This window comes from Stieleria sedimenti (genome assembly GCF_025060895.1).
GTDB lineage: Bacteria > Planctomycetota > Planctomycetia > Pirellulales > Pirellulaceae > Stieleria > Stieleria sedimenti.
Map to the genome: position 1 here is coordinate 23,428 of NZ_JANZKV010000172.1, position 24,407 is coordinate 47,834.

General features: G+C 60.2%; 20 protein-coding genes and 1 tRNA gene. 13 read left to right on the forward strand and 8 right to left on the reverse strand.

What is annotated here, in order from left to right:
• From NZK35_RS34745 to NZK35_RS21550, 3 genes are all read left to right on the forward strand, one after another.
• Entirely contained in the window at positions 1-978 is a 978-nt protein-coding gene (locus NZK35_RS34745; protein ID WP_323379651.1) for a DnaJ C-terminal domain-containing protein, read from the forward strand.
• 9 nt (positions 979-987) lie between these two features.
• Entirely contained in the window at positions 988-1,383 is a 396-nt protein-coding gene (gene rnpA / locus NZK35_RS21545; RefSeq protein WP_259634590.1) for a ribonuclease P protein component, read from the forward strand.
• 465 nt (positions 1,384-1,848) lie between these two features.
• Positions 1,849-2,115 carry a hypothetical protein gene (locus NZK35_RS21550; RefSeq protein WP_259634591.1) on the forward strand — a complete coding sequence of 89 codons (267 nt, stop codon included), beginning with the start codon at positions 1,849-1,851 and terminating at the stop codon, positions 2,113-2,115.
• Here the strand turns inward: NZK35_RS21550 and NZK35_RS21555 are convergent.
• On the reverse strand, positions 2,085-3,059 hold the full coding sequence (locus NZK35_RS21555) for a peroxiredoxin-like family protein (protein WP_259634592.1): 975 nt from the start codon (positions 3,057-3,059) through the stop codon (positions 2,085-2,087). The genes NZK35_RS21550 and NZK35_RS21555 overlap by 31 nt on opposite strands.
• A gap of 132 nt (positions 3,060-3,191) precedes the next feature.
• Between NZK35_RS21555 and NZK35_RS21560 the strand changes: the two genes are divergently transcribed.
• Positions 3,192-3,590, forward strand: coding sequence for an acyl-CoA thioesterase (locus NZK35_RS21560; RefSeq protein ID WP_259634593.1), 399 nt, complete (start codon positions 3,192-3,194; stop codon positions 3,588-3,590).
• 249 nt (positions 3,591-3,839) lie between these two features.
• Here NZK35_RS21560 and NZK35_RS21565 read toward each other — a convergent pair whose 3' ends face one another.
• The 3 genes from NZK35_RS21565 to NZK35_RS21575 are packed head-to-tail and all read right to left on the reverse strand — an operon-like array spanning position 3,840 to position 8,169.
• Positions 3,840-5,510: an ABC transporter permease subunit gene (locus tag NZK35_RS21565; RefSeq protein WP_259634594.1), complete on the reverse strand. Its 1,671-nt coding sequence runs from the start codon at positions 5,508-5,510 to the stop codon at positions 3,840-3,842.
• The gene (locus NZK35_RS21570; protein ID WP_259634595.1) at positions 5,507-7,054 is read right to left on the reverse strand and encodes a sugar ABC transporter ATP-binding protein; all 1,548 of its coding nucleotides are present in this window, start codon (positions 7,052-7,054) and stop codon (positions 5,507-5,509) included. The genes NZK35_RS21565 and NZK35_RS21570 overlap by 4 nt, the downstream gene beginning before the upstream one ends.
• On the reverse strand, positions 7,051-8,169 hold the full coding sequence (locus NZK35_RS21575) for a sugar-binding protein (protein WP_259634596.1): 1,119 nt from the start codon (positions 8,167-8,169) through the stop codon (positions 7,051-7,053). Before NZK35_RS21575 ends, NZK35_RS21570 begins: the two co-directional genes overlap by 4 nt.
• A gap of 302 nt (positions 8,170-8,471) precedes the next feature.
• On the opposite strand from NZK35_RS21575, the gene NZK35_RS21580 reads away from it, so the two are divergent.
• A complete protein-coding gene (locus NZK35_RS21580; RefSeq protein ID WP_259634597.1) occupies positions 8,472-10,016 on the forward strand; it encodes a sensor histidine kinase in 1,545 nt (514 codons plus the stop codon).
• Between the two features lie 350 nt (positions 10,017-10,366).
• Positions 10,367-11,074, forward strand: a complete 708-nt coding sequence (locus tag NZK35_RS21585; protein WP_259634598.1) for a hypothetical protein — start codon at positions 10,367-10,369, stop codon at positions 11,072-11,074.
• A gap of 159 nt (positions 11,075-11,233) precedes the next feature.
• Here the strand turns inward: NZK35_RS21585 and NZK35_RS21590 are convergent.
• Positions 11,234-11,307 (reverse strand) — tRNA-His (locus NZK35_RS21590).
• A gap of 319 nt (positions 11,308-11,626) precedes the next feature.
• Between NZK35_RS21590 and NZK35_RS21595 the strand changes: the two genes are divergently transcribed.
• The 6 genes from NZK35_RS21595 to NZK35_RS21620 all read left to right on the forward strand — a co-directional run bounded on the left by NZK35_RS21595 (position 11,627) and on the right by NZK35_RS21620 (position 16,865).
• Positions 11,627-12,436 (forward strand): hypothetical protein, encoded by an 810-nt coding sequence (locus NZK35_RS21595; protein WP_259634599.1) that lies wholly within the window; start codon positions 11,627-11,629, stop codon positions 12,434-12,436.
• Positions 12,433-13,434 carry a hypothetical protein gene (locus NZK35_RS21600; protein ID WP_259634600.1) on the forward strand — a complete coding sequence of 334 codons (1,002 nt, stop codon included), beginning with the start codon at positions 12,433-12,435 and terminating at the stop codon, positions 13,432-13,434. The genes NZK35_RS21595 and NZK35_RS21600 overlap by 4 nt, the downstream gene beginning before the upstream one ends.
• A 136-nt stretch (positions 13,435-13,570) precedes the next feature.
• Complete coding sequence (locus tag NZK35_RS21605) at positions 13,571-14,305, forward strand: SDR family oxidoreductase (protein ID WP_259634601.1); 735 nt, start codon at positions 13,571-13,573, stop codon at positions 14,303-14,305.
• Positions 14,306-14,358: 53 nt separating this feature from the next.
• Complete coding sequence (locus NZK35_RS21610) at positions 14,359-15,723, forward strand: GDSL-type esterase/lipase family protein (RefSeq protein WP_259634602.1); 1,365 nt, start codon at positions 14,359-14,361, stop codon at positions 15,721-15,723.
• 4 nt (positions 15,724-15,727) lie between these two features.
• On the forward strand, positions 15,728-16,429 hold the full coding sequence (locus NZK35_RS21615) for a DNA alkylation repair protein (RefSeq protein ID WP_259634603.1): 702 nt from the start codon (positions 15,728-15,730) through the stop codon (positions 16,427-16,429).
• Positions 16,430-16,724: 295 nt separating this feature from the next.
• A complete protein-coding gene (locus NZK35_RS21620) occupies positions 16,725-16,865 on the forward strand; it encodes a hypothetical protein (RefSeq protein ID WP_259634604.1) in 141 nt (46 codons plus the stop codon).
• A 28-nt stretch (positions 16,866-16,893) separates the two neighbouring features.
• Here NZK35_RS21620 and NZK35_RS21625 read toward each other — a convergent pair whose 3' ends face one another.
• Complete coding sequence (locus NZK35_RS21625) at positions 16,894-18,078, reverse strand: EAL and HDOD domain-containing protein (protein ID WP_259634605.1); 1,185 nt, start codon at positions 18,076-18,078, stop codon at positions 16,894-16,896.
• A gap of 234 nt (positions 18,079-18,312) precedes the next feature.
• Positions 18,313-19,098, reverse strand: coding sequence for an SDR family NAD(P)-dependent oxidoreductase (locus tag NZK35_RS21630; protein ID WP_259634606.1), 786 nt, complete (start codon positions 19,096-19,098; stop codon positions 18,313-18,315).
• A gap of 137 nt (positions 19,099-19,235) precedes the next feature.
• On the opposite strand from NZK35_RS21630, the gene NZK35_RS21635 reads away from it, so the two are divergent.
• Positions 19,236-19,700: a RidA family protein gene (locus NZK35_RS21635; RefSeq protein WP_145210307.1), complete on the forward strand. Its 465-nt coding sequence runs from the start codon at positions 19,236-19,238 to the stop codon at positions 19,698-19,700.
• 50 nt (positions 19,701-19,750) lie between these two features.
• On the opposite strand, the gene NZK35_RS21640 is transcribed toward NZK35_RS21635, so the two are convergent.
• Positions 19,751-23,857, reverse strand: coding sequence for a reprolysin-like metallopeptidase (locus NZK35_RS21640; RefSeq protein ID WP_259634607.1), 4,107 nt, complete (start codon positions 23,855-23,857; stop codon positions 19,751-19,753).
• Positions 23,858-24,407 lie beyond the last annotated feature (550 nt).

The following is a 24,407-nucleotide window of genomic DNA, read 5'->3' on the forward strand; positions in this document are numbered from 1 at the left end:
GTGGCTGAAGACCTTTACCAAACACTCGGCGTCGCCCGAAACGCTTCGAAAGACGAAATCAAGAAAGCGCATCGCAAGCTGGCGATCAAGTTTCACCCTGACAAAAATTCGGGAAAGGATGCGCAGGAAAAATTTAAACGCATCCAGGAAGCTTACGATGTTTTAAGCGACGACGAAAAACGGGCAGCCTACGACCGCTACGGCAAGGATTTTGAAAAGATTCGCGGGGGCGGCTACCAAGGAGGGGCGCCGGGCGGATTCGACGGGCTGGATTTGGAACAAATCTTCGGGCGTGGCGGCGGTGGTGCCGGCGGCCAAGGCGGGGGATTTAATTTCGAAGGCGGATTTGGCGACTTTTTCGAACAGATCCTTGGCGGCGGCGGACGGGCGCCTGGGGGACGGACCGGCGGAGGACGGGCGCGGACCGCCCAGGCCCGAGCGCCACAAAAGGGCGGAAACATCCGCCACGAATTGGAGCTTCCGCTCAAATTGGCCGTTCGCGGCGGGGAGACGGAATTCTATCTCGGCGACGAAAAGTTGGCCGTCACGATCCCGCCCGGTGTGGCCGAAGGTGCGAAAATGCGACTTCGCCAACAGGGCGCTTCCTCGCCCAACGGTGGCGAACGCGGTGATTTGATCTTGGTGATCAAGACCTCGCCCCACAAACACTATCGACGACGTGGCCAGAACCTGGAACTGACCCTGCCGATCTCGATCAGCGAAGCGGCGTTGGGGACCAGCGTCGACGTGCCTACCCCGTCGGGAGTCGTCACGCTGAACGTCCCCGCGGGCAGCAGCGGCGGTCGCAAACTCAGACTCAAGGGCCAGGGGATTCCTTCCCAATCGGGGCCCAGCGGCGATCTGATCGTCCAGCTCCAAATCAAGCTTCCCGAATCGATCGACGAGGAGTCAAAAGAGCTGCTCCGGCAGTTCGCGGCCAACAACCCCCAGTCGCTGCGTGATGACTTGGCCTTTTGACGGTCAATCATGAAACCCAATGCCTTCCCCAAGTCGAAACGCGTCGTCAGCGGTCGCTCGTTCACCCTGGCCCTTCGCAAGGGCGGCTGCGCGGCCGACGGCTGTTTGGTGGTGTTTGCGTTTCCCCGCGATCCCGGTGGTGATCGTTCCTGCCAGCCGCGCCGACTGGGCGTGACGATTCCCAAGAAAACGGGCAGCGCCGTCGTCCGCAATCGCTGGAAACGCTGGATCCGCGAGTCGTTTCGAACCCAGCAGGCCGCGTTTCCGGTCGGATTTGATTTCGTCGTCCGCCCCAAAAAGGACGCCCGCGCCAGCTGGCAGTCGATTCAGCGCTCCTTGCCTAAATTGGCGCACAAAGCGGTCCGGCGGCTGAACGGCCAGTCGGTTCAAACCCGCACGCGTTAGCACGGGGCCACACGGCCGATACGGCTAAATCGACATTGATGGGCGCTCGGACGCTGGCCGGTCTGTTGATTGAGTGAGCCGTGACGCGTGAGCGGCCGGGCCCAACGTAATGCCCGGGGCCAGCGCAATGCCCGGGGCCTTACGGTCAGCGGCTCACCATTCGTCTCACATTCTCAATGAGATCAACAGGCCGTGTCGCGAACCGGCTGATGTCGATTGATGATCAGCCGTTTGGCGCGGGGCCTAGGGGCCCTGCCCTGTCGAGATGGCCGTTGGGTCATCCGTCTTGGTCTAGCTGTAACGGCGATCGGGCTCGGCTGGGCCAGCTGCCGGGAATCGACACTGTCTTTTGCCGCTTTCAACTTTGACGGGTCGTATAGTTGAAAGATTTCCCCTCTCGGAGGGGTGTCGTCATCGAACAGACAGGTACGCAGACGTCGTTAATACCCAGCCCTTTTGAATCCCATGGTGAAGTGCCCCCGCTGTCAGAACCGGCCGAACGAATGCTATCCGTCCCGCTGGTACAAGCAGGTGCCATTCTTGCTGACCCTGCGAATTCGCTGGCGATGCATGCGGTGTGGTGCCAGGTTCGCCGCCTGGGTCTGGAGTGAGGATCCGCCGAACACTCCCTATCTGCGTCAAGATTCATCGTCGAAAGAGACGAGGGGCGGTCATGACGTCGACGACTCGGCCGAGGCGGATCAGACCGTCGGCTCAGCCACGCTGCAGTAGTCAGGTCGCGACGCGGCCGTCGGATGGCGAAAAGCATTGACGATTTCGTTGTTGCGAACCAGGAATGCCCCCGGCATCTGAAAACCGTCGCCACCCAATTTTCCGACGCCGTGACGATTTAAGATCGCGCACTTGAATCCCCGCCAAAACACCGACAGGCCGAACAGCTGTCCGACTCGCCCGCGATCTAACTGATAGGCCCGATAGAGACGACACTCTGGATCGCTGATGCGATCGACGTCGCCAAGATCGTAGGACTCAAAGAACGACCGGTTCGATTCGTCGTCCCCCATGTGCACCAACACGATCCTGGTCCCCTTCGCCTCAATTTGGTCGCGTTGTTCGCGGAGGTCTTGGAGGGCTTCGCGGCAGAACGTGCAACCGCTGTGACGCAAGAACACGACCAGCACCGGATGTTGCCGCGACAGCTCCGCGAGGGTCACGTCGCGTTGGGAGCGGAATAGCTCGTTGAGACGGCTGGGCGATTCGAATTCATTCGACCCCGCCGGCGCGTTCCAGAATTTGAATGACTGGTACAGAATGACCGCGAACGGCAACCACCAGATCAAGTCGTTGGTCACGTTGACCCAGCCCCACTGCAGCGGCAGCCGGCCCGGTGTTCCGGGGGCGAGCACCAGCCACTGGTACGCCATGCCGATCGGGCCGAACGTCTTACCAAGAAACCCGACCAACACGATCGGCCAATGACGATACGGATCCGTCGCTGCGATCGCGTAGCCCACACCGTAGACACCGACGATCATCCCGACGCACTGCCAGATCCCCGGATACAAGGGCCGATCGATGCCCGTCAGGTCGAACAGGTCCATCGGACGCAGTCCCACCCAGCCGCCCCAGGCCAGATTGTAAATCGCCGCGGCGAGCAAAACGTACGTCATCCAACTCGGATGCTCGGTCGCGATCGTCGAATTCGTACGCTTCATCAGCTCGGTTACCAAACAGGGACGGGGCCGCCATAATGTTGCACCGTCGTCAAGTCACTTGGCGAAGCACTCCAACACTCTAGCGAATCTCTACCGCGGTACATCACCGCGGCCTTGGACAACGGCCTACCGATGCGAGAAAACACGATCCAACACCGCGTTCGCTACGACGAGTGCGATCCGATGGGCTTCGTCCATCACAGCGTCTACCTCCAGTACTTCGAAATCGGACGCACGGAGTTGTTGCGCGCCGGCGGCGGTCGATACCGCGACATGGAAGACGAAGGGTTGCTTGTCGTGGTCGCCCGAGTCGATTGTCGTTACAAATCGCCGGCCCGCTACGACGATTTGATCGACATCCACACGCGGATCGCGGAAGTCACCATCGGCAAGATCACACATGAATACACGATCTCGCTCGAATCGCGAACACTCGTCACGGCCACGGTCACTCTGGCCGTGATCAATCGCGAAGGCCGCATCCAACGCGTCCCCCAAAGCCTGCTCGACCAGTACGGAACCGTGGCGTAAGCTTCCAGCTCCTGACACCCCGTGGCGTAAGCTTCCAGCTTGCGATCCCGGTGGCGCAAGCCACCCGCCACCTCCTTCGACGCCAAGCGGAGTGTTTTTTGTCAGCGGCAGGGCGCGAGCCCTCCGGTCTTCACGGTGTTTTTGAAACGCGACCGGACGGCTCGCGCCGTTCCGCTAAACCTTTCAGCCTTTCGTCAACGACAGCCCGCTAGCCCTCCAATCTTCCGATCCGGATGGCAAACCGGAAGCTTACCCCGCTTCCTCGGCCGCCAGCACGGCGCGTTTGGCGACGATGCGTTTGACGACGACGTCGACGATCGCTCCGGCCAGAATCACCATGCCGATGATCGCGAATTCCAGCTTCGTGCTGATGCCCAGGATGTTGATCGCGTTGTAAAGCACTCGCATCACCGCGGCACCGATCACGACGCCCAAAATGTTCCCCTCGCCGCCGCGCAAGCTGCAACCGCCCAACACGGCGGCGGCGATCGCGTAGAGTTCGTAAAAGTTTCCGAAGCCGGACGGCTGCACCGAGTTGACGTCCAGCGCGAACAGGATGCCGCCGAGTCCCGCCGCCAACGAGCAGAGCACATACGCGACCACGATCATGCGTTTGGTGTTGATCCCGCTGTAACGGGCCGCCTCTTCGTTGCGTCCCAGTGCCAACAGGTAGCGACCGTAGACCGTCCGATTCAGGAAGATCGATGCCACGATCGCCAGTGCGATCATGATCAACATCGGCATCGGCACCATCGTCGCGGCCAATTGAGTTTGTCCCAGCAACGCCATCACCCCGGTGGCAACCAATGCAGGCGTCAGCGCTTTGGATTTACCCGAGGCCGTACCGGCGGCCGAAATGAGCCAACCGATCGAACCGATCACGCCGCCGACGATCACGAAAACGATCATCATCAGAACCGTTTTCAACATTTCGCCGGAGACCTCCATCGCGCCGACTTGCCATCGGTCATCGGCCGCCGCACTGCGAAACAACGGCACGAGCTGCCAGACGCACAGCCCCAGCATGATCAGCGATCCGATCACCAATGCCAACGGCTTTTTCATTCGGCCGGCATCGGATCGCCACGCCCAGAGCAGAAACGCGAGCAGCGTGGGGACGAACAAAACCGTTCCCGCGTATTTCATCACCGTCGACGGCATCGACGCCGCGTGCTCAGAAACTTCGATCCCAAGGCTGCGGATTTGATAACCCGCGATCTCGAAGAGCGGTGTCCCTGGGCCTGACTCCCAGCCCGACCAGAAACGCGACGATCCGGCCACGGCCAACAAAACGCCGATCGCCGGAATCGACCAGGCCGAGATCGTTCGCTCGACGTCCAGATCGCGCCGGCGCGGGGCGTCGACGTCCGGATCGCCGGGGGGGCGCGATCGGCCCAAGTTCCACACCCCGTACAAAAACAGACAGATCCCGCCGCCGAATAACATCGTTGCCCAGCTGCACGGTTTGCCGATCGCCAACAACCGCAAGCCGTCATAGTCTTGGCCGAATCCCAGCGTCCCGTCATCGGTCAACCAGCGCGCGAAGCCGCGATAGAACAACAGTCCGCAGAGCGTGACGACGAACGGTTGCAGGTCCAGTCGCGTGATCAGCAAGCCGTGCAGCAATCCGATCGCGGCGGCGACCAGCATCACAATCAGCACGGCGGCGGTCGGCGAGTATCCCTGTTCGACGACCAGCATCGGTAACAAACACGCGACCAATCCCACGACGGACCCGATCGACAGATCGATCCCGCCGGTGATGATCACGAAGGCGACGCCGATCGACAGAATGCCGAACAGCGCGCTCCAGCGTGTCGTGTTGTACAAGTTGTATTGCCCGACGAAGCTGTCGTTTAAGACCGTCGTGAACAGACAGACGAAAATCAACAAGCCGAAGATGCCTAGGATTTTATTCATCGACTGACTACACCTGTTGCCAAGTTCATGATCTGTTCTTCTCCGATTTCATCGCCGACCAACTGCCCCGTCATCTCACCTTCGTGCATCACCAGCGTGCGGTCGCTCATCGCGATCACTTCTTCCATCTCGCTGGACACGAACAGAATCGCCAGTCCCTCGGCGGCCAACGTTTCCATCAGTCGATAGATTTCTTCTTTCGCGCCGATATCGATCCCCCGCGTCGGTTCGTCCAGCAGCAGGATCTTGGGATTCATGGCAAGCCATTTGCCTAGCACGACCTTTTGCTGATTGCCACCGGAGAGATAGCGCACGATCTGGTCGGCCGTCGGCGTCTTGATCCGCAGCCGATTGATGCTTTGGCGTGTGTCTTCGGATTCGGCGGCGAAATCGATCCACATCCCGGCGCCGGCTTTGTCGGACAAACTCGCCAAGGAAACATTGCTCCTGACGGAAAAGTCGATCACCAGCCCCTGTTCTTTTCGATCTTCGGGGACCAATCCCATCCCGCTGGCGATGGCGTCTTTGGGATTTCGCAGTTGCACGGTTTGGCCGTTGATTCGCACGCTGCCGCCGAGTGGTTGCGTGACGCCGAAGAGACAACGCAACAGTTCCGTTCGCCCGGCTCCGACCAGCCCTGCGATGCCGACGATTTCACCCGGCATCACCTGAAACGAAACGTTGTGCATGGGGTGATCGGGGACGACCAAATCGGTCACCTCCAACGCCGGGGGGCGTGGCTGTTCGGATCCGTTGGCGGTTCCATCGATGCGTACCGTTCGCTCGTAGAATCGCGAAACGTCACGACCTACCATGCGGCTGACCATCGCGTCGTGATTGATATGGTCGCCGACCAACTCGCCGGCATTCTCACCGTCCCGCATGACGGCGACCCGATCGGCAAGCGTTTCGACTTCGGCCAAGCGATGCGAGATGTAGATGACGCTGACGCCGTGTTCCCGCAAGCCCTGCACGACCTTGAACAACGCTTCGGCTTCACGCTGTGACAGGCTGCTGGTCGGTTCGTCCATGATCAACACGCGGGCGTCGATCGAAAGCGCTTTGGCGATCTCGACCATTTGTTGACGGCCAATCGTCAAGTCACGCACCAAGGTCTGCGGGTCGACGTCCAGGCCCACCGAAGCCAGATGCCGTCTGGATTCGCGGTCGATTCGTTCGCGATCGATCAGCCCGAATCGTGTCGGCTCACGCCCTAAAAAAATATTGGCCCCGACCGACAGGTTGTCCGACAGGTTCAATTCCTGGTGAATCAACGTGATCCCCAGCCGCATCGCTTCGGCAACACTGCCGATGGTGACGGGCTTTTGGTCGATCAGAATTTGGCCTTCATCGGGCGGCTGAACGCCGGCCAAGATTTTCATCAACGTGCTCTTGCCGGCACCGTTCTCGCCGACCAGCGCCAGCACTTCGCCGGGCATCAACGTCAAATCGACCTGGTGCAGCGCGCGGACACCCGGAAAACGTTTTCCCAGCGAACGAACTTCCAGCAAGGGACGCGGATTCTTTCCAGGCGTCTGGCTCACTTGGCGCCCGTGCCCGCTTCGTCTTTCCCAGTCAATTTCTTCAGTTCCGCCCAAAACGCGTCCACGTTGTCTTTGCGAATCGCGCGGGCGGGGATGTCCAGGAATCCGCCTTCGGGCATCGCCGATTCGTCGCCCCGAGCCAATTTGGCCAGCAATTCGACCGACTTGTAGCCGTATTGATACGGGTTTTGAACGATCGTTCCGTAGCAGGATCCGTCTCGGATCGCCTTCAGCGTATCGGCGTCTTCGTCGAAGGCGACGACTTTGATTTGGCCCACTTTGTCGGCCCCACGAATCGCTTCCAGGATGTTGGGCGGATTGTAGGCGAACAGGCCGATCATGCAGCCGATGTTCGGATGCTTGACGATCGCGTCTTCGGCGCGGCTCTTGGCGATCGCGAAATCAAAGTTGTCGGTGCGGGTATCCAGGATCGTGTACTTGTCGCCCTTGAGCACACCGTCGGCGGGATCAAACGGTCGATCGGGATCATTCGAGCGGTTCAGTAATTCGTCGATGATGCCTTGCCGCCGCTGATCGGCATTGAGTTGGCCCAGTCGGCCGACGAAGATCATCACTTCGCCGCCCTCGGGCATCGCTTCTTTGACCAGTTGGCCGCACATGCGTCCGGCGTCGTAGTTGTTCATCCCGATGTAAGCCAGACGATTGGACTTCGGTGCATCCGAATCGTGGGTGATCAAGTTCGTCGCCTTGGCAACCTCGTTCAAGATGCTGGTCTGATTGTCCGGATCGATGGGACTGACGGCGACACCGGCAACCGAATCGGAGATCAATTCTTCCAACATGCGTTTTTGGTCGGCGGTTCCATCGGGCGGCATGCGGACCAGGCATTCGACATCGTAGTCCTTGGCCGCCGCCTTGCATCCTTCTTCGGCGATGTCCCAAAACGACGCGATCCCGTTGGTGACGTAGGCGACACGCGTTTTTCCTCCGTCGGACGTTTTCACCGCGGCCGTCCCCGAGTCGCCGTCGGTCGTCTGGCTGTCGGTGGCGTTGGTGTCAATCTTTTCGATCTTGCATCCGGTCAGCGAGATGCCGATCGCGATCAGGAGTGCGCCACACAGGGGCAGAAACTTCGGGGGAGCATGATGAGGCATAGGGACGGCGATCAAAGGAGGAGCGGGATCGGAAGGGAGTCGATCGGGGGAATCGAACGCCTGTGAGTTTAAGTTCGCCACTCTGCAGTCGCAAGCTTTCCCTCGGCATGATCGGAACATCTGGCAAGGTCTGACGCGCTGTTGGAGTTTCCCGGTGCCGATCGGGGCCAGAACGTGTTGCCACAATCTCGACCTAGCCGATACGCACAACCTAACAGGTCACGTCGAGGCCCTTCTGGTGCGATTCCCTCCCTCGCGTCATCGGCGTCGCCTGTCCCCCCGTTTCTTGGAGAACCTTCACCATGACTTCAACCCTCCCCACGACAGTCGGCACCGCAACGCGGGAGAGCCGTCCTGTGGATGATCGTGGTGTTCCCTACGGCGGCACGGTCGCATCGCGACGCAAGCCGGGGCAAACGCCTGGGAGCCGAGAAATCGCTGCGCCGGGCCACCAGCCGATCGCCGCGGACGATGCTCCACTGGAATCGATTTCACGGCTGATCAGTGAGACGGCGCATGACCTCCGCGCCCCACTGTCGACGATCCGTGAAGCGATCCGGTTGGTCCGCGATGGCGATCTGGGCAAGGTGTCATCGGCGCAAAGCGAATGTTTGTCCGCGGCGATCAACCAATGCAATTGCGCCGTCCAGCTGGTCGACGAGATGGTCCAGTCGCGTCGGTTCGATTCGGGGTTCCCCAATGTGATGCGTCAGTGGATTTCCATCGACGAATTGCGAAGCAACGTCGAAGCGACGTTGCAGCCGTGGATTCTGCCGCGGGGGATCCACTTGCTGTGGGACGGTCCGTTTGATGAAGGCATTCAGATCTATGCGGATGCCACCTTGCTGCGACGTCTGATCGTCAACGTGGCCGGAAATGCGATTCGGGTCACGCGTGAGGGCGGTCCGGTGCTGATTCGTGCCACGGTCAATCGCGAACAGGGCATCATGAACTGGGCGATCGTCGACCAAGGCGCCGGGATTTCGCCGTCGGACATGGAATTGATCGCCGCCGGCAAAGCGCCCGCCAAGAGCATCGGCGGGTTGGGATTGATCATCAGCCGCCAACTGGCCGCGGCGCACTTTTCGACGCTGCGGATCGAATCGCGTGTGGGCACCGGGACCGCCGTCAGCTTCCAAACGATCTCGGGCGGCCCCGCCGCTGTGGCCGCACGGTGGGTCAAGTGGCGGTCGGAATTGATCATGATCGAGCAACGCAAGATCATGAACGAAGATCAGCGGATTCACGAGGTCCGTCCGTCCCGCTCATCCCAGCCTTCCCAAGCCCCGGCACCGCCGCGACGCGTCCGCATCGACGTTCCCTCCCAGTTGATCGAACTCGGTGCCGGGGAGATGCAACCGGCCTTCCCCGACCACGTTTATCTGATGACGGTCTCGGTGGGAGCGGCCATCCCGGCGGCGGGCACCGATGCGTTTGATGCCCTGCTGCAACGCACGATGCGAATCACCGAATTGGCCTATCGCACCGGCCGGCGAAGTTGGGTGATCGCCTGGGACGCCGATGGCGAAACGGGGATCGCAAAACGGTCCGAACTCGAGCGGCTGGTCCAAAACGAGCTGGGGACCATGCGAATGACTTGGGGGGCTTCCTCTCTCGTCTCGGCAACGCCGCGTCCGGAGTTCAGAAACTCGCTCGCCAGTCGACTGAGTGACCTGATCGTGCGTCAGACCCTGGCCGGCGCTCAGCAAGCGGTCAGCGATGCCGATCAAGTCCGGTTGGGGACAGGCCCGATGCAGTCGACCCCGATGGCCACGATTCGCCTGGAACATGACGTCCGTTGGCTTCGAGAATCACACCGTTCGCTCACCGGCGGGCCGATGCAGTGAGCCGACGGCGTCCGTCGGTGCGTGCGGCGCGCGAAATCGAACGGTGATGTGTGACAATGCGAACGTTTCACAGCGGGTTCAACGATCAATGGGTTTCCAGCTCGATGGACCGCAAAAAGATCTCACGAGCCTGTCGGCGTCGCGATTGCGATTGGCGGCGTTGATGAAGCAACATCGGTGCCGCGTTAAGACATACACGGCACGTCGTTTGCCCCTGGTCTCGCCGACCGGTGGTGTTCCCCGCACCGTGCGATCAATCGTGGCGGTGTGCCGAAGGAATGATGGTGGCACGTCGTGGATGCCAGCCTCAGCCGGGTGAGGTAACGCTGTGCGAACAAGAGGAGTCTACGATGCCTGATCCTCCCAGAACCGCTCTCGCGGACAGCACTTTGGCTCGTCACCGCTTGCTCGAACACGCCCGCCGGATCGAACAGTCCGGTGAAGGCGGTGAATCATCTTCCGGCCGAGCCGGTTTGCCGGCGTACCGGCCGATTCAGAACGGCACGGTGCTGTCCTTCGACAACCACGCCGATCTGATTCGCGCGTTTCGCCGAATTCCGGCCGACAATCGCGGGTATTTGCACAACGCGTCGCCCGACGCGGGTCGGCGGAGAGTTCGTCAGGAACACACCCGCATGCCGTCTCCGTTGGAGGGCATCATCGACTTCGCCCAGGAACTGTTCGAAGCGCCCGATTACCACACGTTCCTGATCGAACAAACCTCGCTCGGCCGAGCGATCTATGAAGGGTACGGTGCCGCTCGACGCAGCACCACGTCGTCACCGCCCACCCCGGAAGCGGAAGGGCACGTACCGGCCGCGGGAATGCGGCGGGGAGCAGGGATGAACGCGATCGGAGCATTCCTCGACTACTCGCAAAGCATCAGCATTTCGATCCGCGATCGGGCGCACCATGCCGTGATCGTTGTCACGCCTCCGGACGGTAGCGACTTTGAAGCCTATCACTGCGTGTTGATGCGACCGCTGCAGTCATCGTTGATGCTCGGGGATTGGACGCTTGTCTCCCCCGATGCCGCCCGCGCCTTCCTGCGCGGTTGAAAAGTGGAGCGTCGACGTGGATCGGAGAACACCGACGATACGGTCGATCCGTTGACGACAATCGCGACCAGCCCTGGCCGAGTCTCGAACCGCAACCGGCCATAACCCAACCGGCCATCAACCCGGGCCGGGCGGCGTTTCGTGGCGACAATGAAACAGGGTGAGTGACGGGGGTCGAACCCGCGACATCCGGAACCACAATCCGGTGCTCTAACCAACTGAGCTACACCCACCGTGATGGTGTCGCGGCGAATTCAGCAATTGTTTTGACGCTGAATCCGCCAGCAAGATCAAGACTTTATCCGCCGCAGAAAGTTCGGTCAACGGTCTGATTTTTTTCTCTTACAACCCGGCTTCTTTCGCCGCGGAAAAAAAGGATCAATCGGCTCAGTTTTACGCCAAAACCGATCCCTCTTGCGACGCAGGCCCGGATTTCGACCGCTGCCGCGGCAATCCGTCCGTGATCGCACAATCCATTTTCGGATGCTCCGACAGCGGTTACCCTATCGGTTTACCGCTTCGAACCCCTGTTTCTTTTGCTCGCAGAACCGAATGGCCCGCCGCAAGCCCCCAAATAAAACGTCTCGCGGTCCGATCGCGGACAACCCTGACGGCGGCATCGAGCCCCCGGCGGCCGTTACCGCGGATCCGGCACCGGAGGACAGCCCAGCCCACGACAGCCCAGCCCACGACAGCCCAGCCCCGAACGCGGCAGCTGTCGATTCCCAAGCCGTTCCCAGTTCCAGCTGGATCGGTCTGATCAGCGCGGCGATTTCCGTGCATCTGTTCGCGCTGTTTGTGTCTTACACCGCCATCATCGAGCCCTCGACCACCCACTCGAGTCTGCTGGACCTGCTTTCGCCGTACCTCCGCTCGACGCATTTCGCGGCCGACGGTCGGCGGTTTTATCTGGCCCACGCGACGCCTGACGAGCAACCCCACCGATTGCAATTCGCGTCGGCCGCGGGCGGGGACACGCTGGTCATCGACCGGCAGACCGAGTGGACCAGCATCGAGCCGAGCGGCATCGCGGGACTGGCGGAGTCGGATCGCTACGGCCGCTGGATGGGGCTGGTGGCCACGCTGGCCCAATCCGATCGGCCGAGTTTGGCGGCCGCCCTGCTGATGCCGTTGGTCGCCGCCGACCCTTCGATCGAAGCGGTTCGCATTGTGCGGTTGCCCACGCAACTGACGACGGCCGCCGACGATGCCGCGCCGCCGGTTTACCTGGCACGTGTGGTTCGCGACGCCGACGAGGTCCGCTTGGTTTCTATCGGAGCGAGACGATTGTCGACGTACTCTCGAGAGCAGGACGCCGATGCCGCTGGCAAAACGTCCGGCGGGGAGGCGGTGCAGCCATGATCAGAGATTGCGTCACTCGTTGGACGGAGTTTTGGTTCGCGCCATCACCGGTCGCCACGCTCGGCAATGTCCGCCGCGGACTTTGTCTCGTCACGGCGATCTACTTTGCCTCGGCACTGGCCGACGTCGAAACCTGGTTTGCCCGCGGCGCCCCGGCGTCGAGTTCGAATTTGGCGACGTTCTTTCGCACCGCCGAATTGACCAGCGACGCGCGCTGGATGATTTCACCGCTGTTCATCTGGGATGCGTTGGCGGGTGAATCCGCGCTCGGCGAATCCGCGTTTGTGTATCGCTCGTATCTGCTGTTCGGCGTCGGTTTGGCGGTGTTCGTGGCCGTCGGCGATCGACTCGCTGGCTGGAAGCTTCCGGCGCAGCTCAGCGCCGTCGGCGAGAGCAACTGGCCGAGCGTGTTGCTCTGGGTTTGGTTCGTCGGCTGGGCCAACCGGATTGTCTTGCTGGCCGGAACGGTCGAGCCGCTGCTGAGTCTCTCTCTGGCGGCGGTCGCGATTGCCCCCGTCGGCCGCATTCGGTCAGACCGGGAAAGCCCCCGACCGTTCAGTTGGAGGACGACGCTGGCCCATCGGCTGTTGTCCGTCCAAGCGACATTGATCGCTCTGATCACGACGGCGACCTTGTTTGCCAGCCCGGTCTGGTGGAACGGCACCGGTGCCTATGCGCTGGTGGCGCCCGCGCAAGACCGCTTGTTGACGGTCACCGGAACGTTTTTTGAAACGCCACTGGTCTACGAACTGTTAACAGCCCTGATCGTCTGCGTCCTGCCGGTCGGGATCTTTTTGGCTTGGAAACCCGCCACCGGCAAGCTCGGCGTCGCGATGGTCGTGGCCTGGTGTGGCGTCGTCGGGCTGCTCTCGGCCAACCTTCTCTATGCGGCGACGTTGGCCATCCTGGCAACCACGGTCGGCTGGAAAGAAAGTTACCGCACCCCCGCCGGAGCGATTGGGGCAAAATCGCTCAACGACGGAGGCACGGATAACTAATCCCTAGACGCGCGAGAATGGCGAATGTACTCACCCGTCTGCCAGATTCTTGCAATCTGTTACCATCGTGCCCCGACCGGGCCGATTGGATGCTCGAAACACTATTCATCCTTCCCAATTTTGTAGGATTTGATCCGTGAGCAGTTTGAAAGGAAAGATCGTTGCCATCACCGGCGGAGGCACCGGAATCGGCGCCGGAATCGCCACGATCCTCGCCGAAGCCGGTTGTCGCGTCGCCATCGGCGGCCGAAGGCTCGAAAAACTCCATGCCATCGCGGACTCGGTCCAATCAGAGACTCCGATCCACTGCCATACCTTGGACGTCGCCGATCCGAGCAGTGTGGACGCGTTCTTTGCGGACGTGAAAACACATTTCGGCGACCCCGATATCCTGGTCAACAGTGCGGGCATCAACATTCTGAAGCGGACGATGGCCGAGATGGTCCCCGAAGATTGGGATCGGGTGATGCAAATCAACGCCACCGGTGCCTACCGCTGCATCCACGCCGTCCTGCCGGCGATGCGAGAGCGACGCGACGGGCTGGTGATCAATATCTCGTCCGTTGCCGGCAAACGTGCCATTTCGCTCGGCGGAGTCGTTTATTGTGCCAGCAAGTTCGCGATGACCGCGCTCGGTACCGCGATCAGCAACGAAGTCCGTGACGAAGGCGTTCGCATCACCAATGTTTACCCCGGCGAAGTCAACACGCCGATCCTGGACAATCGGCCCAACCCGGTTTCGCAAGAACACAAGGATTCGATCCTGCAGCCGGAAGACATCGCGTCGGTCGTGGCGACCATCTGTGCCCTGCCGCCGCGGGCCAACGTCCCCGAAGTCGTGATCAAACCGACCAAGCAGGAATGGGTGTGACGGGATTGAAGTATACTGCGAGACGGTCACAACCCTTTTACCGACGACATCTCATGATTCGACAACTGTTGCTTTGCCTGGTCTTCGTCTCCATCGTCCCCGCTGTCTGTGTTCCCTGCCATGGTCAAGACAGCCAGCAGGCGACGGAGCTGCGGTTCACCATTGAGCCCGACGATGCGTTGCCCGGCACCGGGCCGATGCGCCGCTATGACTGGTTTAAGAACGTTTGGAACCGTCGTCGAACCACGTTTGAATCCAATCGAGCGGTCAGCGAAGGCGCCGTCGTCTTTCTGGGGGACTCGATCACGCAGGGCTGGCGCGACGATTTCTCGGGCGCGTTGAACGGAGTCCCCAAAGCGAATCGTGGGATCAGTGGTGATACGACCCGCGGGATGTTGTATCGGTTGGAAGAAGACGTCATCAGCTTGAATCCGGCCGCAGTCGTGATGCTGATGGGCACCAATGACTTGGAAGAAAAAGCATCACCGGAACAAATCGCCGGCAACGTCGAATTGATTTTGGACAAGCTGAAAACGCACCATCCGAAGATGCCGATCGTGTTGTGCGAAGTTTTTCCCAGCAGCGCATCCAAAGCTCGCCCCGCCGAGAAGATCAAGGAGATCAATCAGCTGTACCGCGGCTTGGCACGAGGCGATCAACAAATCACGGTGATCGACACGTGGACCTTGTTCGCCGATGAAAACGGTGACGCAACGAAGCTTGAGTTCCCCGATCTGTTGCACCCCAATGCGCTCGGCTATGCAAAATGGGAAGCCGCACTGCGGCCGATTTTTGCGACGTTGGGACTGATCGAAACCGAACCCGATGCCTTCGAAATCGAACCCGATGCGATCTCTCTGTTTGGCGGCACCGATTTGACCGGATGGGGTTACCGCCGGTCGACCGACCAGATGCGGAAGTCGCGTGACCGCTGGATCCCCAAAACCAACGGCGCCGTTGTCTGGCCGCTCGTCGAAGAAGACGTCGCGTTTGACGGAAAGACAGCAACGCCGGACGGACGTTACCGCGCGATCGCCGGTCGTCTGGTCGTGACCACGCCGCCCGAAGGCAGAAAGATTCAACAGTTGTGGACGACCAAAGAATTTAGCGATGATTTTCAGCTGATCCTTGAATTTCGAGCCACCCCGATGGCCGACAGCGGCGTCTTCGTGCGTGGCAATCAGTTGCAGTGCCGCGATTACGCACTCGCCGGGCCCTACAAAACCCTGACAAGCTATCGCCAGGGCGACTGGAATGAACTGGTCATTACGGTCACAGGCATCACGGCGCACTGCACGTGTAACGGCGAAGTGATCGAAGAAGCGTTTCAGGTCCCCGAATCCGGGCCGATCGGACTGGAGGGCGATCGCGGCCAAGTCGAATACCGGCGGATACGAATTCGCAAGCTTGAGAATTGATCTGATGAAAAAAACCGAAGTCATCAAGCTCTTGAAGGAACACTCCAATCCGCGCGGCATCGAGAATTGGAACAAGTGCGGTGTCAAACAGAGCCAGCTCAAGAGCTTTGGGATCGGTTTGACCCAGCTTCGCAAACTCGCCAAGCAAATCGGACGCGACCATCAACTGGCTTTGGAACTCTGGAAATCAAACGTCTATGATGCCAAGGTCATCGGGTTGTTGATTGACGATCCAAAACAGGTCACCCGCGCCCAAGCCGAAGAGCAAGTCGAGCAATTGCAGGGCGGGTACCTGGCCCACGTGTTCGCATCCTGTGACGCCACGCTGGCCAAGGCCCCGATCGCGTTCGATCTGGCCTGCGACTGGATGGAGAGCGACGATCCGGTTCGCCGCCGCTGTGCCTATGGTTTGATCTACGAGCTCTCAAAGAAAAATCCCAAGGGCATGGATGATGAGTTTTTGTTGGTGCTGATTGACCGCATCAAGAACCATATCAAGGGGGAAGACATGTGGGTGCGAGAATCGATGAACACCGCCTTGATGGGAATCGGAAAACGCAACAAGGAACTCAACAAGGCCGCCCTCCGAGCCGCCAAAGCCATCGGCCCGGTCGACATCGACTATGGCGACGACAACGCTTGCGAACCGCTGGATGTCGTCAAACATCTGACCAGCGAGCATTTGAAGAAAAAGCTGGACTTGTGAGCCGTCCGGTACGGTGAGAACGGGGAACTCGCGCCCTGCCGCTAACAAAAAGGACAGCCCATTGCTGCGACCCCGTCGGGGGCGACCAAGCTCTTAGGCGTCAGTTCCCGGAGCTGTCGCTGTGCTCACCTCCGGCTACTCGCTTTGACCCTTTGGGATACCCCAACACTCGTGCTCCGACGCTACCGATCTTGTTCAATCCGGATTGACCGCCCTGTTCGGGATGGTTTGCGGCCCAGAAACTGGAGTCCGACCGCCGACGCGGTCGCGGACGCGGTTCGAACCGGAGGCCCCCATGAATTTCACTTGGTTTTCCATCGTCGCGGTCATCGCCGGAATCGGCTTGCCGGTCACGATTCTGGCGTTCGCCGCATCGTACTTGTACCGCAACCGGCCGAAGCCGGAGGAGCGGAGCTATTTCTGGGACGAACGATAGAACGCGAATTGGGATCGTCGGAGGCGCGTTACCCGTCGAGGTTGCAGTCGGCGATCCAACGCAGCGCTTGCTGGTAGGCTGATGTCATGTGCTCGGTCGACAAGGAGATCGGCGGCGTGATCTCTCCCGCTTCGAAGTTGATCACGCTTTGCAGGATGTTGCCCAGCTCGCCGGCTCGATTGAGCAAGGCGTCATTCATGTCATCGGCCAGCGGCAACAACGGAATGACTTCGTCCATCGGCTTGTCCAACAATGCGTCCATGACCGAAAGCAATCCAAGCGTGTAATAGCGGTCCGGTCGTGTGGCGCGTGATTCGCTCGCCAACAACTCGCACATCTTGCCGCGAATCATGGCAAGCTTGATCAGTTCTTGCGGCTTGCCTTCGTCGATGCTGGTCATCAGCATCATCGAGGCCAGGGAACGCAAACGCGAGATCCCCATCAATGTCGTGGCTTGCTTCAGCGAATCGATCGTGCGAGTCGTTGCGGCGTTGGCTGAATTGACGAATCGAAGCAACTTGAATGAAAGATTCGCGTCGGTTTGGATGATCCCTTCGACTTCGCCGACCGTGATGTCGGGGTTTTGCAACTCGGACATCAGTCGCACAATCGACGCCACATTGACTTGCGTTTTTCGTTGGCTGATGACCTGGGGACGACAGAAAAAGTAGCCTTGGAAGAGGTCACAACCGAGGCTCTTGCAGAGTTCGAAATCTTCCTGCGTCTCAATCTTTTCGGCCAAGATGGTGCGCACACCCAACGCACGAAGCTTGCTGATGTGATCCGCCAAGTCTTCTTTGGGGATCAGCGGAAACTCGATCTTGACGATGTCCGCGGTCCCGATCAACGGTTCCAAGTCGGGGCGATAGACAAAGTCATCCAGCGCGATCTTGTAGCCTTCTTCGACCAGTTTTTCGATCGCCGAGAGCACCTCCTCGTCCGGTTCGATGTCTTCGAGGATCTCCAAGACGACGCGGTCGGGCGGCATGCACGACAAGTTGTGGCTGGTCAGCAAGTTGCGTGTCAAATTGATGAACGCCTTTTTCGAGCCGACAATCGTGTCCAGACCGATATCGGTGAACGTATTGAGCAGCACGTTGGCTGTCGCCCGATCGCCATCGGTGATCATCGCGGCGTTCTGCTCCCCAGATCGGAACAGCAACTCGTAGGCGAAAACCTCCACTTCACGAGTGAAGATCGGTTGACGTCCCACGAATGCGTTTTCGGCCGGGGAGGACGTAGCACCGGAAGGGGTTTGGCAGGTCGGCATGACGGATAGAATTCTGTTGGAGCGGGGGTGATGGTGGGCGAATCCCTATCTTGGCGAGACCAATGCACGTTGCTGTCGCAAGAAAGCCGGTGATGGCGCATGACCCCACTGGTGGAAGTTTAAGTCATGTTTTGCATCGCCACGCAGTGTTCAAGCCAATGTCATGTCCGTCCTCCCTCACTCGGGCACATCGGGTTGCTGCCAGGCACTCATCCCTCCGTCGACATAGATCGTCTGGCCGTGGATGTGCTCGGCGGCATCGGACAATAAAAAAATCACCGTGCCGGCGCACACGTCGCCGCTCGGAACGCGTCCGTTGGGGGTATGCAATTCCATCCAACGACGCATCGTGTCATCGCCGATCGCGCCATCGGTCAAGGGCGTTCGCACCAGACCGGGCGCCATGGCGTTGACGCGAATTCCCAAGGGCGCCAGCGACACACAAAGCGAACGGACCATCGCCGCGACCGCCCCCTTGCTGGTGTCGTAGGCCGTGTGGTCGGGTTCGGAGAGCAACCCGTTGATCGAACCGGTGAACACGACTCGCCCCTGCACCTCGGCATCCACCCAACGCCGCGCGATCGCCTGGGTCAAGAAATATCCCGCCGCAACATTCAGATGCATCGTGGTTTGGTAGCGGTCAAAATCCATTTCCAAAAACGGCACGTCGATGTACGTGCCGGCGTTGTTGACCAACAGGTCGATTCCGGGCATCAACGCATCCACGTCCGCCATCAAGGACTCCAGGTACTCAACGGGGGCCCGCGACAAATCGCACAGCACCAGTTCGGCGCGGACACCGTGCCGGCGACACTGTTCCAACGTCTGTTCCGCCGCCGCATCGCGTCGAAGTCCGACCAACAAGACGTCCGCACCGGCTTTGGCCGCAGCGATCGCAATCGCTCCACCGATGCCCTGGGTCCCGCCGGTGATCAACGCCTTCCGGCCACTCAATTCATTCATGATCAATTTTGCTCCAGGGTGCAATGCATTGTCCGACGACACGAACGCAGCGGTTCCTGTCGTCGTCAGCTTGAAAGACGACTGAAATACTGACACACTTTGGCTTTCCCCTTCACCGCTTCCAACCCCACCAAACCATGTCTTACCAAAAACGTATCGAAGAACTCGGACTCGAACTACCACCTGCGCCCGCACCGGCCGGCGTTTACAAGCCCGTCGTCGTCGTCGGCGGGCTTGCCTATGTTTCCGGGCATGGACCTTTAAAACCGAACAAGACGTTGACGACCGGTCGTCTGGGATTGGACTTGGATGTCGAATCAGGGTACGAGGCGGCTCGGCAAACTGGTCTGGCCATGCTGGCGACGCTGCAAGACCATTTCGGTTCGCTCGATAAAGTGAAACGAGTGATCAAGTTGCTCGGTTTGGTCCAGTGCATCGAAGGCTTCCCCGATTCGCCCGCCGTGATCAACGGCTGCAGCGAGTTGTTCCGAGATGTGTTTGGTGAAGAAAACGGCGTCGGCGCGCGCAGCGCCATCGGCACCAACAGCCTGCCCGGAAAGATCGCCGTCGAAATCGAAGCGATCTTCGAAGTCGATGCATAGCGGGTTCCTGCCGAGCGTTTGGCCTGTCGCGATCGGAGCCCGATCCGTGCTCACCAACTGCCAAATGCCTCATCGAGCAACCGCAACGAATCGTCCCCGCCAGTCGCGTGGTCGGCGATCGTGTCGGTCATCAAGGCGACGAAGCGGTTGACTGGCGTCGACTCGTTCGTCGTTTCCACCACGGCTATCCCGGCGGACGGGGTTGCCGATCTGGCCTGCGGCGAACGAGTGACCAGCAACGAGACCAAGAATGGGGCTGGGCCTTCAGAGTCATCTGCGACTTCCGCCCGTTGCGCCTGCCCTCCCGAACCAGAAGACGAGCCGTTGGATGTCGGCGGTGGAGGCGGCGGCGGAGGGCTGGACGGCCCATTCCAATCGCCCGAGATCGGAGTCCAACCGGCATTGCCGCCCGGGCCGAAGATGAAGAAGTAGTCCGAGGCTCCGGCGGTGAACGAATCCTTCAAGTGGAACCGCGAGACCGCAGGCTCATACAAGCCGATCGTGTCGGTGCCGTCGCCGTTCCAGTCGCCCACCATCGGGATCCAGCCGGCATTGCCGGGGCCGAAACCGAAATACTGGTCCGAAGCCCCCGACGTGAACGTGTCTTTGAGATGGAACAGTGAGATGTCGGGTTGATACAGCCCGATCGTGTCGGTGCCATCACCGTTCCAGTCGCCGGCCAAAGGGATCCAGCCGGCATTGCCGCCGGGGCCAAAGGCAAAGTATTGGTCCGAAGCCCCCGACGTAAACGTGTCTTTGAGATGGAACAGCGAAATGTCCGGTTGGTACAGCCCGATGGTATCGGTGCCATCGCCGTTCCAGTCGCCGGCCAACGGAATCCAGCCCGCGTTGCCGCCGGGACCAAAGGCAAAGTACTGGTCCGATGCCCCCGGCGTGAAGCTGTCTTTGAGATGGAACAACGAGATATCCGGCTGGTACAGCCCGATGGTGTCGGTGCCATCGCCATTCCAATCGCCGGACAACGGAATCCAGCCCGCGTTGCCGCCGGGACCGAAGGCGAAGAACTGGTCTGAACCACCCGCTGACAACGCGTTTCTGAGATGGAACAGCGGAGCATCGGGTTGGTACAGTCCGATCGTATCCAGCGTGATGCTGCCCGAACCCGAACTGCCGTCGTCGTTGGAAATTGTGCCGATCGCCGACGTGACGCCCAATCGTGCACCGTCCGACGGCCCCGACAACGTGACCGTGAATCGCTCGTCGGCTTCCGCGACGCTGTCACCGCTGACGTCGAACGTCACCACCTGTGAGGTGGTTTGCCCGGCCTGGAATTGTACTTGCCCCGACGGAAACGAACCGCCAAAGTCGGCGGCGTTGACCGGATTCCCATCGCGAGGCGTTACGGCATAGTTGACGGTCGCCGAAGATGACACGTCACCGCTCCGCGTCACCGTGAAGCTAAACGATGTATTGCCGGAATCCCCTTCGGACTGTGTCAAGTTTGATGCATTGATCGATGCGATGGTGGTCGCGGGAATCACTTCGCTAATCGCCAGTCCGGGGATCACAATCCCTTCGCTTCCCGCGTTGGCTTCGACACGCACGCGGATCGTCCCGAATTCGGTCGCGGTGACGCGTTCGGCATACGACTCCAACGTTCGTGCGTTGCTTCCAGCTTCATCGTTGATCAACAGCACTCCGTTGCTGGTCACTTGGTTGAACGTGATCGGCGTGCCGTCACCGGTGATCGTGACGCGCTGGTCGAAGGTCCCTTGAAAATTCTCGAGGGCAAAGACATACAGGTCATACGCAAACCCCGGTGTCAGTCCGGCCCAGGTGACGTCGATCGGTGCCGTCGGTCCGCCGAAAGGACCGCTGTAGAGCAGTCCGTCGATTCCAGCCAACGAAGGCGTGTGGCTGGGCAACGTGCCGCTCGAAGGCGTCGAGGTGCCGCTGCCGGTGTTGTCGTCAAACAACAAGTCGATCGTGGTCGCGTTTCCGGCTTCGTCGATCAAGTCATTTAAAACAAACGAGGGCGGATTTGAACCGACATCCACCCGCGTCCAATTGGTCGGCGACGAACCCGCGATGGGGTCAAAGTCGATGCCCACCAACTGACCGCTGCCGGACGCCGGGAACGCCGTGTCGTTGTCGATGACGTCCGCGGCCAAACTTGCAACGGCCAGCGATAGCGGATAATTCGTCGAGTCGCCGGTGGCGGTAATCGCGTGCGAAATCGTACTCGCGTGCGTCCCTTCGACCGCCAAGTCATCGATCGCACGAACAAAAACGTTTTGCGGCGTCGTGTTGTTGAACACCAACGTTTGGTTGCCGGCAAATGTTCCGGCCGCGCCGGTCAAACTGACTTCACTCTGTGCGTCGGCCGTGACCGTTATCGTCACGTCTGCACCGCCGCTGGGCGCAGCGTCCAACGCGATCTGATAGGAATCCGTCACGATGCCCGGCGTTTCGCGGAGCGCCGTACCCGAACCGGTTTCCAGGATCGTCACGCCCGCCGCCGAAGCGTTGGCGGAGATTGAAAAATCCTGGTCCGAGATGTCAAAGAACACGTTGCCGACACCCTTGGCCCGAATCCGAGCTTGGCTGGTCGAGACATCTAGATTCGGCACCACGATCGATGCAGAACCGTTGTTGGGATAGTGACCCAGCAGAATCGGAAACGTGTTCCCGCCGTCCAGGGATAGACTCAAATGGATCGTCGTCGCGTTGATCCCGTTGGCATCGGTTCCCGCGACGGCCCAGGTCACCGTCTCGCTGCCGCCGCCGGACCACGTCACCGAGGTGTTGGGCGACGTGATTTCAAACGCAGCGCCGGTATCGACCACGGTCACGCGAACATCATCGCTGCGGACGCCACTGATTGTCGCGCCGTTGACATCGTGATTGTCACGCGCCGTCGCACGGAAATTCATGACACGACTTTGCGTCGGTAAATGTTCTCCGCGATTGGTTGACGGATCGGTGTTGGCCAAGATGTCCGACAGCCGTGGAAAGGTGCGATCTGGAGAGGTCGTCGGGGCAAACGAACGGAACAGCGGGCCGACCGCATCGTTGGCGTCGGGAATCGGCACCGTTTGTCCGCTGCTGGGTGAACCGACATCGATCTGTTCCCAGGTGTACGTGATGTTGTCACCCGAGTCGGGATCCGAGGCGTCGGCGGTCAACACAAACGGCGTACCGGCAGGGATCGTGACATCGGGTCCGGCATCGATGGTCGGAATCGTATTGCCGTTGGCCACCGGCGGTCGCAGCGAGGGAATTTGTGTTGAGATAAAGCGTTGGATTTCGTCGAAACTTCCCGCGTGAAAGTAACGTTCGTCCCCGGGTTCGACCGGCAGATTGTCGCTGCCGCAAATCCCCTGATACGCCATGATCGTCGATCCGCTACCGGGCTCGTACGAACTTTCGACGGCGCGTTGTGAACAGTTTCCCGAAACGCCGTTAAACGAATGCTCGGCACCAAACTGATGTCCGATTTCGTGCAACAGAATGCCGAGCAGCGAATCGGACACGGTGACGACGCTGTTGACCCCCAGGGTCAGAGGCGACGAGACACCGGAGACGCCTTGCGCCTTGTTGCTCTGTCCGACCGCCCCCAGCGTTGCCAGTCCACCGCCCGCACCGACTGCCAACACATGGCCGAGATCATATTCGTTGCGACCGCCCACTCCCGTCGTCGAGTTGCCGGAAATCGTCAAACGATCTTCGATCTCGGGCCCGTTTTCAATCAGCAAAGAGTTCGTGTCGCTGTCGCTATATCCATCGAAGGACGTGCTGCCGGTCGAAATCAGCAGGTCATTGTCGGGCACCAATTCCAGCTTGATCGCCAGCTCACGCTGGAAAATCGCGTTCACCTCGGCAACGATTTGATCGAGTGCATCGCTGGCCACGTTCCGCTGCTCCGTTTGCGTCGCCGTTTGCGGATTGCAGGTCGTCGAGACGGTGCAGGCCTGTTCGGTGAATTCGACCGTGGTGGCCAGAGCAAGTTTGTAGGTCGACACCCCCGCTCCGACGCTCAGATTGTCGACACCGATCGCCAGCAACAGACGCCGTTCCAGAACTTCGAAGACACGGCGGCGCGACGGCCGACGTGTTGCCACAGCGCCACGTCCGGTGGCGGTCAACCCTCGTTTTCGACGTGGTTTTGAATCGACGTGACGTCTGTTTGCGGACATGTAAGGAGCTCTATCGTCTGGCCTGATCGTGACGAAAAATCCATCGAGACGCGGCCGCCCGTTCGGGGCCGGCCGACGAAGAAGAAAGGCCCCAGGTGCAGCGGTCATCGCTCAACACAAACATGTGGAACATCCTCCATCCTTCCTGCTGAATCCGATCGCGAAACGTTTTTCTTTGGTTTGATAAGATCCTTTATGCCGGTTGTTCCCGTTTCATGAGCCAGCCCCAGTTTAGTCCTGGCGGGAGACGCCGCACAATTTTGCCGTCCATCGCCGCAGGGGTGAGCGGAACGGCGCGAGCGGGCGGTCGATTTTGTGAGCCGTGACGCGTAGGCGGCCGGGCATTTCCGGCGCCTGCCCGAGGCCTTACGTCCAGCGCCCGCTCGCGGCCTTACCGCCCGCGGCCTTACCGCCCGCGGCCTTACCGCCCGCGGCCTTACCGCCCGCGGCCTTACCGCCCGCGGCTCACTATTGACTCAGCAGGTCCCGACTAAATCGACAGCCCGCGAGCCGTCCGGTTTGAGCTTGGACGCAGGTTGACGTACCGGAA

Excerpts from the sequence above, each read along its gene's own strand:
- NZK35_RS21630 (WP_259634606.1), bottom strand. The coding sequence starts at position 19,098 with ATGAATGAATTGAGTGGCCGGAAGGCGTTGATCACCGGCGGGACCCAG.
- NZK35_RS21580 (WP_259634597.1), top strand. The coding sequence starts at position 8,472 with ATGACTTCAACCCTCCCCACGACAGTCGGCACCGCAACGCGGGAGAGC.
- NZK35_RS21565 (WP_259634594.1), bottom strand. The coding sequence starts at position 5,510 with ATGAATAAAATCCTAGGCATCTTCGGCTTGTTGATTTTCGTCTGTCTG.
- NZK35_RS21555 (WP_259634592.1), bottom strand. The coding sequence starts at position 3,059 with ATGAAGCGTACGAATTCGACGATCGCGACCGAGCATCCGAGTTGGATG.
- NZK35_RS21620 (WP_259634604.1), top strand. The coding sequence starts at position 16,725 with ATGAATTTCACTTGGTTTTCCATCGTCGCGGTCATCGCCGGAATCGGC.
- NZK35_RS21575 (WP_259634596.1), bottom strand. The coding sequence starts at position 8,169 with ATGCCTCATCATGCTCCCCCGAAGTTTCTGCCCCTGTGTGGCGCACTC.
- NZK35_RS21585 (WP_259634598.1), top strand. The coding sequence starts at position 10,367 with ATGCCTGATCCTCCCAGAACCGCTCTCGCGGACAGCACTTTGGCTCGT.
- NZK35_RS21595 (WP_259634599.1), top strand. The coding sequence starts at position 11,627 with ATGGCCCGCCGCAAGCCCCCAAATAAAACGTCTCGCGGTCCGATCGCG.
- rnpA (WP_259634590.1), top strand. The coding sequence starts at position 988 with ATGAAACCCAATGCCTTCCCCAAGTCGAAACGCGTCGTCAGCGGTCGC.
- NZK35_RS21550 (WP_259634591.1), top strand. The coding sequence starts at position 1,849 with ATGGTGAAGTGCCCCCGCTGTCAGAACCGGCCGAACGAATGCTATCCG.
- NZK35_RS21610 (WP_259634602.1), top strand. The coding sequence starts at position 14,359 with ATGATTCGACAACTGTTGCTTTGCCTGGTCTTCGTCTCCATCGTCCCC.
- NZK35_RS21560 (WP_259634593.1), top strand. The coding sequence starts at position 3,192 with ATGCGAGAAAACACGATCCAACACCGCGTTCGCTACGACGAGTGCGAT.
- NZK35_RS21635 (WP_145210307.1), top strand. The coding sequence starts at position 19,236 with ATGTCTTACCAAAAACGTATCGAAGAACTCGGACTCGAACTACCACCT.
- NZK35_RS21600 (WP_259634600.1), top strand. The coding sequence starts at position 12,433 with ATGATCAGAGATTGCGTCACTCGTTGGACGGAGTTTTGGTTCGCGCCA.
- NZK35_RS21640 (WP_259634607.1), bottom strand. The coding sequence starts at position 23,857 with ATGTCCGCAAACAGACGTCACGTCGATTCAAAACCACGTCGAAAACGA.
- NZK35_RS21615 (WP_259634603.1), top strand. The coding sequence starts at position 15,728 with ATGAAAAAAACCGAAGTCATCAAGCTCTTGAAGGAACACTCCAATCCG.